Origin of the sequence: Stutzerimonas sp. S1 (genome assembly GCF_025966695.1) — a bacterium.
GTDB lineage: Bacteria > Pseudomonadota > Gammaproteobacteria > Pseudomonadales > Pseudomonadaceae > Stutzerimonas.
Window position 1 is genome coordinate 354,088 of record NZ_JAOEIY010000005.1, and the last position, 15,404, is coordinate 369,491.

10 protein-coding genes are annotated in these 15,404 nt (G+C 58.2%); 9 read left to right on the top strand and 1 reads right to left on the bottom strand.

Going from position 1 to position 15,404, the window contains the following annotated elements; genetic code table 11:
- Positions 1–32: 32 nt before the first annotated feature.
- Positions 33–2,426, bottom strand: coding sequence for a penicillin-binding protein 1A (locus N8H22_RS13100; protein WP_264590952.1), 2,394 nt, complete (start codon positions 2,424–2,426; stop codon positions 33–35).
- A 179-nt stretch (positions 2,427–2,605) separates the two neighbouring features.
- On the opposite strand from N8H22_RS13100, the gene N8H22_RS13105 reads away from it, so the two are divergent.
- From N8H22_RS13105 to gltB, 9 genes are all read left to right on the top strand, one after another.
- The gene (locus tag N8H22_RS13105; RefSeq protein WP_264590953.1) at positions 2,606–3,670 is read left to right on the top strand and encodes a pilus assembly protein PilM; all 1,065 of its coding nucleotides are present in this window, start codon (positions 2,606–2,608) and stop codon (positions 3,668–3,670) included.
- Complete coding sequence (gene pilN / locus N8H22_RS13110) at positions 3,670–4,242, top strand: type 4a pilus biogenesis protein PilN (protein WP_264590954.1); 573 nt, start codon at positions 3,670–3,672, stop codon at positions 4,240–4,242. The genes N8H22_RS13105 and pilN overlap by 1 nt, the downstream gene beginning before the upstream one ends.
- Positions 4,239–4,862, top strand: a complete 624-nt coding sequence (pilO, locus tag N8H22_RS13115) for a type 4a pilus biogenesis protein PilO (RefSeq protein ID WP_264590955.1) — start codon at positions 4,239–4,241, stop codon at positions 4,860–4,862. Before pilN ends, pilO begins: the two co-directional genes overlap by 4 nt.
- The gene (pilP, locus tag N8H22_RS13120; protein ID WP_264590956.1) at positions 4,859–5,386 is read left to right on the top strand and encodes a type 4a pilus biogenesis lipoprotein PilP; all 528 of its coding nucleotides are present in this window, start codon (positions 4,859–4,861) and stop codon (positions 5,384–5,386) included. The genes pilO and pilP overlap by 4 nt, the downstream gene beginning before the upstream one ends.
- Before the next feature lie 55 nt (positions 5,387–5,441).
- The gene (pilQ, locus tag N8H22_RS13125) at positions 5,442–7,520 is read left to right on the top strand and encodes a type IV pilus secretin PilQ (protein ID WP_264590957.1); all 2,079 of its coding nucleotides are present in this window, start codon (positions 5,442–5,444) and stop codon (positions 7,518–7,520) included.
- An 8-nt stretch (positions 7,521–7,528) separates the two neighbouring features.
- The gene (gene aroK / locus N8H22_RS13130) at positions 7,529–8,074 is read left to right on the top strand and encodes a shikimate kinase AroK (protein ID WP_264590958.1); all 546 of its coding nucleotides are present in this window, start codon (positions 7,529–7,531) and stop codon (positions 8,072–8,074) included.
- A 23-nt stretch (positions 8,075–8,097) separates the two neighbouring features.
- Positions 8,098–9,201: a 3-dehydroquinate synthase gene (aroB, locus tag N8H22_RS13135; protein WP_264590959.1), complete on the top strand. Its 1,104-nt coding sequence runs from the start codon at positions 8,098–8,100 to the stop codon at positions 9,199–9,201.
- A gap of 10 nt (positions 9,202–9,211) precedes the next feature.
- Entirely contained in the window at positions 9,212–10,756 is a 1,545-nt protein-coding gene (locus tag N8H22_RS13140) for an AAA family ATPase (RefSeq protein ID WP_264590960.1), read from the top strand.
- Positions 10,757–10,937: 181 nt separating this feature from the next.
- Positions 10,938–15,386 (top strand): glutamate synthase large subunit, encoded by a 4,449-nt coding sequence (gltB, locus tag N8H22_RS13145; RefSeq protein ID WP_264590961.1) that lies wholly within the window; start codon positions 10,938–10,940, stop codon positions 15,384–15,386.
- Positions 15,387–15,404: the final 18 nt, after the last annotated feature.

Here is a 15,404-nt window from a genome sequence, read left to right on the forward strand (position 1 = left end):
CCTCTTGAAAGGCGCGCAGGGCTCGCGTGTAGCTAGAACAAGTCGATGGGCGCCGCTTCGTTGGCAGGAAGCGGGCTGCCGGGTATCTGCACGCCGGACTCATGTTCGCTCATCGGCGGTGGTGAGTCTTCACTCTTGAACAGCTCGAAATATGCGTTCGGCGTATCCGGCGTCGCGGCGCGGCCACTTTGTGGGTCGACGCGCAGCGTCAGCAGTCCTTCGGGTTCGGCGGGTGGATGTTCTGGGTGGCCCTCGAGTACTGCTGCCATGTATTTCATCCAGATAGGCAGCGCCACCGTGCCGCCGTATTCGTGGCGGCCAAGGCTCTGTGGCTGATCGAAGCCGGCCCAGACGGTGGTTACAAGGTCCCTGTTATAGCCGGAGAACCAGCTGTCAATTGAGTCGTTGGTGGTACCGGTCTTTCCGGCAAGATCCTGTCGTCCGAGCGATAGTGCGCGCCGCCCGGTACCGAGCTTGATCACGTCCTGCAGCATGCTCGTCATGATGTATGCCGTACGCTCGTCGATGATCTGTTCGGCGACGCGCGGGGTTTGTTGCTGTGTTTCAACCGCAGCGTCCGTCACGCTGGAGGGCGTTTCCTCGTTTGGTACGCGAGAGGGATTGGCGGTGAAAAGCAGCTTTCCTTCGCGGTCCTCGATGCGCTGAATGAGGTAGGGCTCGATCTTGTAGCCGCCATTGGCGAACGCGGTCCAGCCAGTCGCAATTTCCATCGGGGTGAGTGTCGCGGTGCCGAGAGCCAGTGACAGGTTCCTTGGCAAATCCTGGGGTTGGAAGCCAAAGCGGCTGATGTAGTCGATGGTGTAGTCGATGCCGATGGTCTGCAGCAGCCGGATCGACACGAGGTTGCGCGACTTGTATAGCGCCTCGCGCATGCGGATGGGGCCAAGGAAGGTGTTGGTGTCATTCTTCGGTCGCCAGATGCGGTCCATTCCTTCCTCGACGAAGACGATGGGCGAATCGTTGACGAGAGTGGCGGCAGTATAGCCTGCATCGAGGGCAGCGCTATAGATGAAGGGTTTGAAACTCGACCCGGGCTGCCGTTTGGCTTGGATGGCGCGGTTGTACTTGCTCTGGCCGAACGAGAAACCACCGGCAAGAGCCTCGATGGACCCGTCGTCCGGATCTAGCGACACCAGCGCTGCCTGGGCCAGCGGGACCTGACTGAAGTGTGCAGTTTCGTCTTTCCAGCGGACGCGAATCAGGTCTCCGCGGGCGACGATGTCGGCAGGGCGCTGTGGGCGAGGCCCTAGGCTGTTGGTGGCGAGGAAGGGGCGCGCCCATTTCATGTCGTCCCATACGATGGAGTGTTCGGTACCGTCACGGAACAACACCTTGATCTCGTCGCTTTCAACCTCGCTGACGATCGCGGGCAGCAGGCCGGAAAGTGGTCGCCGTTGTGCTAGTTCCTCCAGCCACTCGTCACGCGAGCTGTTTGCGAATCGAGCCTCCGGGCCGCGGTAGCCGTGGCGCTGGTCGTACTCCAGTAGTCCTTCAAGAAGTGCAATGTTCGCAGACTGCTGCCGTTCGCTTGTGACAGTGGTGTAGACGCGGAAACCATCGGTGTAGGCTGCGCTACCAAAACGACCTACCATTTCCGCGCGGGCCATTTCGGCTATGTATGCGGCATCCAGCTCGGGTGACGCACCGTGATAACGCGCCGTTTCAGGCTCCTGAATGGCCAGCTGAAAACTCGCTTCGTCTATCGAGCCTAGCTTGTACATACGGCCTAGAATCCAGTCGCGCCGCTCCTTGCTGCGAGTCGGATTGACCAGCGGGTTGAATGCTGAGGGAGCCTTCGGGAGGCCCGCGATCATCGCCTTCTGCGCAAGGCTGAGGTCGCTGATCGACTTGCCGTAATAGACTTGTGCTGCAGCCTCGACGCCATAAGCGCGGTGGCCTAGGTAGATCTTGTTGACATACAGTTCAAGAATGTCGTTCTTGGTCAGTTCGCGCTCGATCTGCAGGGCCAGGAGTATTTCGCTTATCTTGCGTGAGAAGCTTCGCTCGCTGGTGAGAAAGTAATTTTTGGCCACCTGCATGGTGATCGTGCTGCCGCCGGTCTGAATGTGGCCACTTTTCAATAATTGCGCGGCAGCGCGCATCAAGCCCGTGATGTCGACGCCATAATGGTTCGCGAAATTGTCATCCTCGGCGGCGAGCAAGGCTTGTATGAAATCGGCGGGGATTTCTTCGAAACGGATGGGGGATCGGCGCATCTCCCCGAACTCTGCGATTAGCTTGTCATCGGCGCTGTAAACCCGCAGCGGTATCTGGAGCTGGATACTTCGTAAAGAATCGACGGAGGGCAGGCTCGGGCTCAGGTACAAAAATGCACCGCTCAGGCTCAGTGCTAGTGCGCAAAAAATTGCAAAGCAAGACCAGAAGAAAAACTTCAGAAAGCGCATCGGGGTTCTTGGAATCCGGAATTAGGGGAGGGCGCCGCAGGCGATGCTGAAAGGGGAAAACCGATCACATTATAAGCGGTTTTTTTGCCGACTAGCCATTTGCGCTTCTGTCAAGGCTGTAATCTAATGTGGATAACCATAATTAATCCGTAAGTCGCGGATAAGATAGGAAATTGGCCGTGCTAGGGCTCTTCACGAAGAAAGCGAACACGCTACTTGGGATCGACATTAGTTCGACCTCAGTCAAGCTCCTCGAATTAAGTCGATCGGGTAGTCGTTACCGGGTCGAGGCTTATGCCGTCGAGCCATTGCCGCCGAATGCCGTCGTCGAAAAGAACATCGTCGAACTCGAGGGCGTGGGTCAGGCATTGCAACGCGTGGTCGCTAGGGCCAAGGTAAATAGCAAGCTGGCTGCGGTGGCCGTATCCGGCTCTGCGGTGATCACCAAAAGTATCGAGATGGACGCGGGGTTGTCGGACGATGAGCTGGAAAATCAGCTGAAGATCGAGGCTGATCAGTACATTCCTTATCCACTCGAAGAGGTGGCGATCGATTTCGAAGTGCAAGGGCCGGCTCCGCGCACGCCAGGTCGCGTGGAGGTGCTTCTTGCAGCTTGCCGTAAGGAGAATGTCGAGATTCGCGAGGCCGCGCTCGCGTTGGCTGGGTTGACGGCCAAGGTGGTGGATGTTGAAGCCTATGCTCTGGAGCGTTCCTACGGGCTTCTCGCTCCTTTGCTTGCTTCGGGCCAAGACGAATTGACGGTTGCCGTTGTGGATATCGGCGCCACCATGACGACACTGAGCGTGCTGCATAATGGTCGCACCATCTATACCCGAGAACAGCTTTTTGGTGGGCGTCAGCTGACTGAAGAAATTCAGCGTCGCTACGGGCTGTCTGTTGAAGAAGCAGGGCTGGCTAAGAAGCAGGGTGGTCTTCCAGATGACTACGACAGCGAGGTTCTGCAACCGTTCAAAGAAGCTGTCGTACAGCAGGTATCGCGCTCTCTGCAGTTCTTCTTTGCTGCAGGGCAGTTCCATGACGTGGATCATATCCTGCTAGCCGGCGGAACGGCATCGCTGCCGGGGCTGGATCGCCTAATCCAGCAGAAAATAGGCACGCAAACGTTAGTCGCCAATCCTTTTGCCGACATGTCTCTGAGCAACAAGGTCAACGCCGGTGCGCTGGCCAGTGACGCGCCGGCGCTGATGATTGCGTGTGGTTTGGCGTTGAGGAGTTTCGACTGATGGCGCGTATCAATCTTCTACCGTGGCGCGAACAACTGCGCGAAGAGCGCAAGCAGCGATTCCTGGCAACTCTCGCGGGCGTGCTTCTGGTGGCGGGGGGCATTGTCTTTCTCGGCGACCGATATTTCGAGGGTGCGATCGAGCAGCAGAACGCTCGTAACGACTTCGTCCGCAAGGAAATCGCGGTGCTCGACGCGCGAATCAAAGAGATCAAGGAGCTGAAAGAGCGGCGACAGCAACTTCTTGAACGCATGAAAATCATTCAGGACCTGCAAGGTAATCGTCCCATCATCGGGCGAGTATTCGATCAGCTGGTGCGCACGTTACCCGACGGCGTCTACTTCACGGGTTTGAAGATGACTGGCAAGACCATCGCGATTGTCGGGGCTGCCGAATCGAACAATCGGGTATCTAACCTGATGCGTAATCTCGATGGATCGGAATGGCTGGAGGCGCCCAACCTCACCGAGGTAAAAGCGGTCACGGCCGGTGCGGTTGATCAGGAGAACGTGTTCCAGCTCACGGTGCAACAGACGCAGCCGGGCATCTCTACGGAAGGAAGTAAGCCATGAGTCTGGCTGATTCTCTGGAAAGTTTACGCAAGGTCGATCTGGCCGATCTGGACCTTAATAATCTCGGCTCGTGGCCGGGCCCGGTAAAGGTAATCGCATCGGCATTGCTGCTGTCTGTGGTGCTGGCGCTAGGGTATTACTTTCATCTGAAGGATCTGCAGGCCACGCTAGACCAGCAGCGCGCGCAAGAGGAAACGCTGAAACAGCAGTTTTCCACAAAAGCGTTTCAGGCTGCGAATCTTGAGGCCTATAAAGAGCAAATGGCCGAGATGGAAACGTCTTTCGGTGCGCTACTTCGGCAGCTGCCCAGCGATACTGAGGTTCCGGGACTGCTGGAAGACATTACGCGCACCGGACTCGGGAGTGGTTTGGAGTTTGAAGAAATCAAGCTTCAGCCGGAAGTAGTCCAGCAGTTTTATATCGAGCTGCCGATCCAGATAAAGGTAGTTGGTGGATATCACGACCTTGCGACGTTTGTTAGTGGTGTGGCCAGTTTGCCGCGGATTGTAACGTTGCACGATTTCGAGATTAAGACCGACAAAATGGATACGTCTAATAAGTTGCGTATGAGCATTGTGGCTAAGACGTATCGGTATAACGACAAGGGGCTGCAGAAATGAAAAAAGCCCGTTTTGCCGCGTTGGGCTTGACTCTTGCGATGTTGAGCGGTTGCGGGGGTAGTTCAGATTTCTCTGATCTGCAGCAGCATCTTGATGATGTTCGCGCGCGACCAAAGGGGACAATCGAGCCGCTTCCGGCATTCGTGCCTTACGAGGCTTTCACCTATAGCGCTGCGGCCCTTCGACACCCCTTCCAGCCTCCAGTGAAAATAGATCTAGCGCAGAGGGAAAAAGGCACCAAGGACATACGTCCTGACGAGACCCGCGTAAAACAGTTTCTCGAAGGATTCAATATCGAGAACTTCGTGATGGTCGGTACTCTGGCGAACGGCGGCGGTAGATTCGCGTTGGTGAGAGGTGGGGATGGTGTTCATCGGGTCAAGATTGGCGATTATCTTGGGCGCAATCACGGCCGTATCGTCGACATCAGCGACGCCGAGGTTGAGGTGGTGGAAATCGTCCCGGATGGGGAGGGTGGGTGGTTGGAGCGCCCGCGCAGTTTGACTTTGAAAGAGCGCACTTGAGCGCGGGGCAATAAGAATGGAAAACCTGTACCGGTCTGCACAACGGAAGAACTCTATGAATACCACCATCTCCCGCTTTAGTGTCGCATTCCTGGCGCTGTTGGCATCGCCGGCATTGCTGGCTGCCAACCTGAATGCTCTGGATGTTGCTTCGCTCCCTGGTGATCGTGTTGAACTCAAGCTCGCATTCGATGAGCCGGTCAGCAAGCCGCATGGCTACACGTTGGAACAGCCGGCACGCATTGCTCTGGATCTGCCAGGAGTGTCCAACAAGCTGGGGGTAAAGAATCGTGAACTGGGCGTCGGCAATGCGCGAAGCGTCACTGTCGTTGAGGCGCAGGGGCGTACTCGCCTGATTGTGAATCTCACTACGCTTGTGCCTTACTCGACGCGAGTTGAGGGAAGCAATTTGTTTGTCGTCCTTGGAGAATCGGCTGCTTCGGTTAGTTCCGCCACTCCTGCGCCAGTGGCCAGTCCAGCTCAGTCGAAGTCGCTGGTGGTTGGTAAAGCAATAAGCAACATCGATTTTCGCCGTGGGGATGATGGCGCAGGCAACGTGATCATCACTCTTTCCGACCCGTCGGTTAGCTCCAGCATTGAAGAGCAGGGTGGAAAGATCCGCGTTTCGTTTGCTAAAACGCAGCTGCCGGAGTCTCTTAGGGTCCGGCTGGATGTTCAAGATTTCGCGACTCCGGTGAAGTTTGTCGATGCATCTAGCCAAGACGGTGGTGCGAGTATCGCTATCGAACCGACCGGTCGTTACGATTATTTGGCTTATCAAACAGACGACAAGCTCACTATCAGCATCAAGCCCTTGAGTGAGGACGAGGCGGAGCAGCGCAAGACAGAGCGTTTCGCCTATTCAGGCGAAAAGCTATCGCTTAACTTCCAAGATATCGATGTTCGTTCGGTGCTGCAGCTGATCGCGGACTTCACCGACCTCAATTTGGTCGCAAGCGATACGGTACAAGGGAATATCACGCTTCGTCTGCAAAATGTGCCTTGGGATCAGGCGCTGGATCTTGTCCTGAAAACCAAGGGGTTGGATAAGCGTCAGGTGGGCAATGTGTTGCTGGTTGCGCCGGCCGATGAGATCGCTGCGCGCGAGCGCCAAGAGCTGGAGTCGCAGCGGCAGATCGCCGAGCTTGCTCCTTTGCGTCGTGAGGTGGTGCAGGTTAATTATGCTAAAGCTGCTGATATCGCTCGTTTGTTCCAATCAGTCACTGACAGTGACGGTGCAACTGAGGAGCGTGGATCAATAGCAGTAGATGATCGTACTAATAATATTATTGCCTATCAGACGCAAGATCGATTGGATGAGCTTCGACGCATCGTTGCGCAACTTGATATTCCAGTGCGCCAGGTAATGATCGAGGCGCGTATTGTTGAAGCAAACGTCGATTATGACAAGAGTTTAGGTGTGCGTTGGGGCGGTAATATTGGTGCTGGCGATAAGTGGAGTGCGTGGGGTAAGAACGGTAACTTGGACATCGAAGATGCCGATGATGGAGGACAGCAAATTACCTGGCCTATGAATACTCCATTTGTTGATATGGGCGCAGTGGGTTCTACCGCAGGGATTGGTTTGGGCTTTGTTACAGATAACGCGATCCTTGACCTCCAGCTTTCGGCGATGGAAAAAACCGGTAATGGTGAAGTTGTTTCTCAGCCGAAGGTTGTCACCTCTGACAAGGAAACTGCGAAAATATTAAAAGGATCTGAGGTTCCTTACCAGGAAGCTAGCTCAAGTGGCGCGACGAGTACCTCCTTTAAGGAAGCTGCCTTGTCACTGGAGGTCACCCCGCAAATCACTCCAGATAATCGCATCATCATGGAAGTTAAAGTTACCAAGGATGAGCCGGATTTCTCGCAAGCTGCGACAACAGGTGTTCCGGCTATTCGGAAGAATGAGGTCAATGCGAAGGTACTGGTGACTGATGGTGAGACAATTGTAATTGGTGGCGTGTTCTCTAATACTCAGAGTAAGTCGGTGGATAAGGTGCCATTTCTTGGTGATCTTCCGTTCTTGGGGCGTTTGTTCCGACGCGACCTCGTCCAAGATCGTAAGTCCGAATTGCTGGTATTCATCACGCCGCGGATCATGAATAATCAGGCGATTCAAGTCAGCCGCTAGCGTAGTGAATGCAGAATCTAATCCTCGTAGGCCCGATGGGGGCAGGTAAGAGCACCATCGGGCGTTTGCTAGCCAAAGAGCTGCGCGTACCGTTCAAAGACTCCGATAAGGAGATCGAACTGCGGACCGGTGCCAGCATCCCGCTTATCTTCGATGTGGAGGGGGAGGGCGGCTTTCGCGAACGCGAACATGCCGTTATCGCGGATCTCTGCACTCTGGATGGTGTTGTGCTGGCAACGGGGGGGGGCGCGGTGTTGCGAGAGGATAATCGTAGCGCTTTGCGCGCCGGGGGACAGGTTGTTTATCTGTGCACTTCCGTCCAGCAGCAGCTGGAGAGGACGTCGCGAGACCGCAATCGTCCCCTGCTTCAGGCGGTTGATCCCCGCCAGGTGCTGGAAAGTCTCATGGCGGTCCGTGATCCGTTGTATCGCCAGATCGCTGATATCGTCGTCGAAACAGACGAGCGTCCGCCGCGTTTAGTGGTGATGGAGATTCTCGATAAGCTCCAAGCGCTTTCCCCTCGTGATAGCCGCGATAAAACTACGCTATCCTAGCCTCCTTTTTCCGTGGGGGCTCCATGCAGACACTCCAGGTCAATCTCGGCGAACGTAGCTATCCAATTCACATTGGCGAGCGGCTACTTGATAGCGTAGAGCTATTTTCCAATCGTATCCGTGGCAAGCAAGTGGCCATTGTTACCAATGAAACCGTTGCGCCGCTCTACCTCGAGAGGCTTACTCGTACGCTTGGTAGCTACTCGGTCACCCCGATTGTTCTCCCTGATGGTGAAGCTTATAAAAGTTGGCAAACGCTCCAGCTGATCTTCGATGCTCTGTTGGGCGCTAGACATGATCGGCACACTACCGTGATTGCGCTTGGGGGGGGGGTGATCGGCGATATGGCTGGGTTTGCTGCGGCTAGTTATCAGCGCGGCGTCGATTTCATCCAGGTGCCGACGACGTTGCTATCTCAGGTCGACTCTTCGGTAGGAGGCAAGACCGGCATCAATCATCCGCTGGGCAAGAACATGATTGGTGCGTTCTACCAGCCGCGCGCCGTCGTGATCGACACTGCTACTCTGGATACCTTACCGCCGCGAGAGCTTTCTGCAGGGCTCGCGGAAGTCATCAAGTACGGGCTGATCTGCGATGCGGCGTTTCTTGGATGGCTCGAAACCAATGTCGACCGTTTGCGCGGATTGGATAACATGGCGCTGACCGAAGCCATTCATCGCTCCTGCGCGGCCAAGGCTAAGGTTGTGGCGCAGGACGAGCGTGAATCTGGCGTCCGCGCCATCCTGAATCTAGGTCATACCTTCGGGCATGCCATCGAGACGCACCAGGGCTACGGCGTCTGGTTGCATGGTGAGGCGGTGGCGGCCGGTACGGTGATGGCGATGGAGATGTCTTGCCAGCTGGGCTGGCTTCAACCTGCCGAGCGAGACCGAGCCATACGCTTGCTCGTACGCGCGGGGCTGCCGGTCGTGCCCCCGGCGGACATGACGGTGGCGAATTTTCTGGAGCACATGGCGGTCGACAAGAAAGTGCTAGACGGCAAGCTGCGGTTGGTTTTGCTCAAGGGAATCGGTGAGGCTGTCGTTACTGGTGATTTCGCCCGGGAGGCACTGGAATCCACGTTGTGTGTTGATTACCAGGCGCTGACGCAAAAACTAGGAGCGTAAGAAAATTTCCATGACCAGTTTGTCTGCAGACGACTCGTTTCTGAATCATTACGGTTTCAGTCATGATCCTTTTGCAGCCCGCGTTCCGGGGTTCAAATTCTTTCCTGCGCAGCGCAAGCCGGTGCTGGGGCAGCTTCATCACCTGGCTCGTTATAGTCAGCTGTTGCTCGTGGTCACTGGCCCGGAGGGCAGCGGCAAAACGCTGTTGCGACAGGCGTTAGTCGCCAGTAGCAACAAGCAGTCCGTGCAGAGTGTAGTGATCACGCCTCAGGGGACCGTCGATGCTGCTGCGGTGTTACAGCAGGTAGCGCAGGCGCTGAACGTCGTGGCGAGTGACTTTGACGCGATAATGGCGCAAATCGTCCAGTTGGCACTCACAGGGCAAGAGGTTTATCTCTTGGTCGATGACGCGGAGCGCCTGACGGGGGCTGCCATCGAAACCCTGTTGCGCTTTGCTGCGGGAAACCCTGAGGCACGCCCCCATGTGTTTCTGTTTGGTGATCCAACACTCGTCGGTCGCCTGGAAGCGCTAAGCGATGGCTCGGGCGAGGAGCGCTATCACGTCATAGCACTGCGACCTTATGAAGAGGATGAGACACGGGAGTACCTTGGCCAGCGCCTCGAGGGGGCAGGCGGCGGGCTGGAGTGTCTCAATGAAGAACAGGTCGGCCGTATCCATGATCTGTCGGGTGGCTGGCCCGGCGCGATCAATGCCTTTGCACGCGAGGAGCTGCTTGCCGCTATGCAAGCCGCTGGCACGCGCAGGCGAACCGGAAGCTTGTTCTTGCCCCTTCCAACAAGGCACCTGTTGGCAGTCGCGGCAATAATTGCTGCTGTCGGGCTGGCAGTGTTGTTTCGCGGCGGCGATCAGGAGCCGGCAACGCCGACCAGCAGCTCGCTTCCTTTGGGGGGGGATATAGCTGGTGCACCGGTGACCACTCGCGAGACCGGAGCTGCGATCGAGTTCGATGGCGCTGATCGTCCTTCGTCGCTGCCATTGGCTGGTGACGCTCAGCCGGTGATTCGTGAGCCATTGGCCGCAGCGGCCGGTGGTGAAGAGGATGATTCGGGCGGTCAGGCATTGCCGCCGGTGTCGCCTGTCGCTGCTGCCGAGGAAGAGCCTGTTGCCGTGGAGTCGGTGCCGCCACCGCGGCCGTTGGCAACACTGGCTCCAGAGGTTACACGTGCTCCCGAGCCCGTAGCTCCAGTTGAACAGGTACGAAAGCCGGTTGCATCGCCGGCGCCTACGCCTGCCATCGCGCCGAAAGCGACAACAGCTAGTGGCTGGTACGCTAGCCAGTCTGCGTCCAATTATCTGGTGCAGATTCTCGGCACTCGAAGCGAGAAAAGCGCGCAGGCAGTGGTGGCCAAGTACGGTGCTGACTACCGCTACTTCGTCAAGCAGCACCAGGGGAAGCCGCTCTATGTGGTGACCTACGGCAACTTCACTAACCGCAGCGCAGCAGTTGCGGCTACCAAGGAGCTGCCGCCGGCTTTACAGTCGGGCAAGCCTTGGGTGCGCAGCCTTGGCACTATTCAGCAAGAGATGCGTTAATTTTTACAAAATGCCCCAAAAAAGTGCGCAATGCACCGAATTGGGGCTTGCAAAAATAAATTGTGTCGTTCCGCCGTTGCTTTGTAAACTGCTCCCCCTTTTGCCCGCGTGAATGACGGGGCTTTGTTCCGCTCCGTCAATAAGGGGTTGATTTACAACGCATTTAGCTGGTGGAGTGCCTATGAGAGCAGGTCTGTTTCGTCCTGAAGAGTTCAAGGATAACTGCGGTTTCGGCCTGATTGCCCACATGCAGGGCGAGGCAAGCCATCACCTGCTAAAGACTGCGATTGCATCCCTTACGTGCATGACCCACCGCGGCGGCATCAATGCTGACGGCAAGACGGGTGACGGCTGCGGTCTTTTGATGCAAAAGCCGGACACCTTCCTCCGCGCGATGGCCCGCCAGCATTTTGCTGCTGAGCTTCCGGCTCAGTATGCGGTGGGCATGATCTTTCTCAGCCAAGATGCCGGCAAAGCCGAGGCTGCTCGTGCCCGCCTCAATGAAGAGGTCGCGGCCGCGGGTTTGACTCTTGTGGGCTGGCGGGAAGTTCCCGTCGACACCAGCGTGCTGGGAAAACTTGCGCTGGAACGCCTGCCGCGCATTGAACAGATCTTTGTTTCTGGCGAAGGCCTGTCCGAGCGCGATTTCGGCATCCAGCTATTCTTCGCCCGTCGCCGGGCGGAGGTCGCCCTGGCGAATGACCGGGAGTTCTATGTCTGCAGCCTGTCGGACAAGGACATCATCTACAAAGGTCTGATGATGCCGGCCGACCTGGCGCAGTTCTATCCGGAACTAGGCGACGAGCGCCTGGCCACCGCGATCTGCGTGTTTCACCAGCGCTTTTCTACCAACACCATGCCGCAATGGCCGCTGGCTCAGCCGTTCCGCTTTCTCGCCCATAATGGCGAGATCAACACCATCACCGGCAACCGCAACTGGGCACAGGCGCGCCGCCTGAAGTTCAGCAACGATCTGCTCCCCGATCTGGAAAGCCTGGCGCCCCTAGTCAATCGTGCTGGTTCCGACTCGTCCAGCATGGACAACATGCTTGAGCTTCTGGTTACCGGTGGCATGGATCTGTTTCGTGGCCTGCGCATGATCATTCCGCCGGCCTGGCAGAACGTTGAAACCATGGACGCCGATCTGCGGGCGTTCTACGAATACAATTCCATGCATATGGAGCCATGGGATGGCCCGGCTGGCGTTGTGCTGACCGACGGCCGCCACGCGGTGTGCTTGCTCGATCGCAACGGTCTGCGGCCGGCTCGCTGGGTGACTACCAAGAACGGCTACATCACGCTGGCATCCGAAGTCGGCGTGTGGGACTACAAGCCGGAAGATGTCATCGCCAAGGGGCGTGTCGGCCCCGGACAGATTCTCGCCGTCGATACTCACACCGGCCAAGTCCTGCATACCAGCGATATCGACAACCGCCTGAAGTCGCAGCAGCCCTATAAAAAATGGCTGCGTGGAAACGCACTGCGAATTCAGTCGACGCTCGACGACAATGACCACGGCTCGGCGTTCTATGACGTCGATCAGCTCAAACAGTACATGAAGATGTTCCAGGTCACCTTCGAGGAGCGTGATCAAGTGCTGCGCCCGCTGGCGGAACAAGGCCAGGAGGCGGTCGGCTCGATGGGTGACGATACGCCCATGGCGGTACTGTCGCGGCGCGTGCGGTCGCCGTACGACTACTTCCGGCAGCAGTTCGCTCAGGTGACCAACCCGCCAATCGATCCGCTGCGCGAAGCCATCGTGATGTCGCTCGAAACCTGCCTGGGTGCCGAGCGCAACGTCTTCGAGGAAACGGCGGAGCACGCCAACCGCGCGATCCTGACCACGCCGGTGATCTCGCCCGCCAAGTGGCGGAGCATCATGGAGCTCGATCGCCCCGGCTTCGAGCGCCACGTTTTTGACCTGAACTACGACGAAAGCCTCGGACTCGAGGCAGCGGTGCGCAACCTGGCCGATCAGGCCGAGGAAGCCGTACGCGCTGGCAAGGTGCTGCTGGTGCTCAGCGACCGCCATATCGCTCCGGGCAAGCTGCCGGTACATGCATCGCTGGCGGTTGGCGCGGTGCATCATCGCCTGGTCGAAACCGGCCTGCGCTGCGACTGCAACATCCTGGTGGAAACCGCCACCGCACGCGATCCACATCATTTTGCGGTGCTGATCGGCTTTGGCGCCACGGCGGTGTACCCGTTCCTCGCCTACGAAGTGCTGGGTGATCTGATCCGCACCGGCGAGGTGCTGGGCGATCTCTACGAGGTGTTCAAGCACTACCGCAAGGGCATCTCCAAGGGCTTGCTGAAGATCATCTCGAAGATGGGCATCTCGACCATCGCTTCCTACCGGGGCGCGCAGCTGTTCGAGGCTATCGGCCTGTCCGACGAGGTGGTTGACCTGAGCTTCCGTGGCGTGGCCAGCCGGATCAAGGGCGCGCGCTTCGTCGATCTCGAGGCCGAGCAGAAGGCACTCGCCGCCGAAGCGTGGAACAATCGCAAGGCCATCCAGCAGGGCGGGTTGCTGAAGTTCGTCTACGGTGGCGAGTACCATGCCTACAATCCGGACGTGGTCGGCGCGCTGCAGGCGGCCGTGCAGTCAGGCGACTACAGCCGCTTCAAGGAATACAGCGCGCTGGTTGACCGGCGTCCAGTGTCGATGCTTCGCGACCTGCTGAATGTGAAGCTGGCCGAGCAGCCGCTAGCGTTGGAAGAAGTCGAGCCCCTGGACTCGATCCTGAAGCGGTTCGACTCTGCTGGTATCTCCCTGGGCGCGCTATCGCCCGAGGCCCACGAGGCGATCGCCGCGGCGATGAACCGCATCGGCGCGCGCTCGAACTCCGGTGAGGGTGGTGAAGATCCGGCGCGCTACGGCACCGAGCGCAGCTCGAAGATCAAGCAGGTCGCAACCGGCCGCTTCGGTGTAACTCCGGAGTATCTGGTCAACGCCGAAGTGCTGCAGATCAAGGTGGCGCAGGGCGCCAAGCCCGGTGAAGGCGGGCAGCTGCCCGGCGGCAAGGTCAACGGCCTGATCGCCCGCCTGCGCTACGCAGTACCCGGCGTGACGCTGATCTCGCCACCACCGCACCACGACATCTATTCCATCGAGGATCTGGCTCAGCTGATCTTCGACCTCAAACAGGTCAACCCGCAGGCGCTGGTGTCGGTCAAGCTGGTGGCCGAGCCGGGTGTCGGCACCATCGCCGCCGGTGTGGCCAAAGCCTACGCGGACCTGATCACCATCTCCGGCTATGACGGCGGTACCGGTGCCTCGCCGCTCACTTCGATCCGCTATGCCGGCTCGCCGTGGGAGCTCGGTCTGGCCGAGACCCATCAGACCCTGCGCGGCAATGATCTGCGCGGCAAGGTGCGGGTGCAGACCGATGGTGGCCTGAAGACCGGGCTGGACGTGATCAAGGCCGCGATCCTCGGCGCGGAGAGCTTCGGCTTCGGCACCGCGCCGATGATCGCGCTGGGCTGCAAATACCTGCGTATCTGCCATCTGAACAATTGCGCCACCGGTGTCGCGACGCAGAACGAGCAGCTGCGCAAGGATCATTTCATCGGCACCGTCGATATGGTGGTCAACTTCTTCCAGTTCGTCGCCGAGGAAACCCGCGAGTGGCTGGCCAAGCTGGGCGTGCGCAGCCTCGGCGAGCTGATCGGCCGTACCGATCTGCTCGAAGTGCTGCCGGGCGATACCGCCAAGCAGAACAACCTCGACCTGACGCCGCTGCTCGGCGGCAGCAATATCGCCGCCGACAAACCGCAGTTCTGCGAGGTGGAGAAGAACCCGCCGTTCGACCAGGGCCTGCTGGCCGAGGAAATGGTCAAGCTTGCCAAAGGCGCCATCGACACCAAGAGCGGCGGCGAGTTCGAACTGGAAATCTGCAACTGCGACCGTTCCATCGGGGCGCGGGTGTCGGGTGAAATTGCTCGCCTGCACGGCAACCAGGGTATGGTCGATGCGCCGATCACCTTCCGCTTCACGGGCACCGCAGGGCAGAGCTTCGGCGTGTGGAACGCCGGTGGACTCAACCTGTATCTCGAAGGCGACGCCAACGACTACGTGGGCAAGGGCATGACCGGCGGCAAGCTGGTGATCACTCCGCCGAAAGGCAGCAGCTACGCTTCGCAGGACACCGCCATTCTCGGCAATACCTGCCTATACGGTGCAACAGGCGGCAAGCTGCTTGCTGCCGGTACCGCGGGCGAGCGTTTTGCGGTGCGCAACTCCGGTGCCCACGCGGTGGTGGAAGGCACTGGCGATCATTGCTGCGAGTACATGACCGGTGGTTTCGTCTGCGTGCTGGGCAAGACCGGTTCGAACTTCGGTTCCGGCATGACTGGCGGTTTCGCTTACGTGCTCGACATGGACAACAGCTTCATCGATCGCGTGAACAACGAGCTGGTGAACCTGCAACGGATCACCGGTGAGGCGATGGAGGCCTATCGCAGTCACCTGCAGGTCGTCCTGCGCGAATATGTGAAGGAAACAGGCAGTGCCTGGGGGGGCGAGTTGCTGGAGAATCTCGACGATTACCTGCGTCGCTTCTGGCTGGTCAAGCCGAAGGCGGCCAACCTGGCGTCGCTGTTGTCGAGCACCCGGGCGAACCCGCAATAAAAACTGCCATGGACGGCA

Excerpts from the sequence above, each read along its gene's own strand:
- N8H22_RS13100 (WP_264590952.1), bottom strand. The coding sequence starts at position 2,426 with ATGCGCTTTCTGAAGTTTTTCTTCTGGTCTTGCTTTGCAATTTTTTGC.
- pilN (WP_264590954.1), top strand. The coding sequence starts at position 3,670 with ATGGCGCGTATCAATCTTCTACCGTGGCGCGAACAACTGCGCGAAGAG.
- pilO (WP_264590955.1), top strand. The coding sequence starts at position 4,239 with ATGAGTCTGGCTGATTCTCTGGAAAGTTTACGCAAGGTCGATCTGGCC.
- pilP (WP_264590956.1), top strand. The coding sequence starts at position 4,859 with ATGAAAAAAGCCCGTTTTGCCGCGTTGGGCTTGACTCTTGCGATGTTG.
- pilQ (WP_264590957.1), top strand. The coding sequence starts at position 5,442 with ATGAATACCACCATCTCCCGCTTTAGTGTCGCATTCCTGGCGCTGTTG.
- aroK (WP_264590958.1), top strand. The coding sequence starts at position 7,529 with ATGCAGAATCTAATCCTCGTAGGCCCGATGGGGGCAGGTAAGAGCACC.
- aroB (WP_264590959.1), top strand. The coding sequence starts at position 8,098 with ATGCAGACACTCCAGGTCAATCTCGGCGAACGTAGCTATCCAATTCAC.
- N8H22_RS13140 (WP_264590960.1), top strand. The coding sequence starts at position 9,212 with ATGACCAGTTTGTCTGCAGACGACTCGTTTCTGAATCATTACGGTTTC.
- gltB (WP_264590961.1), top strand. The coding sequence starts at position 10,938 with ATGAGAGCAGGTCTGTTTCGTCCTGAAGAGTTCAAGGATAACTGCGGT.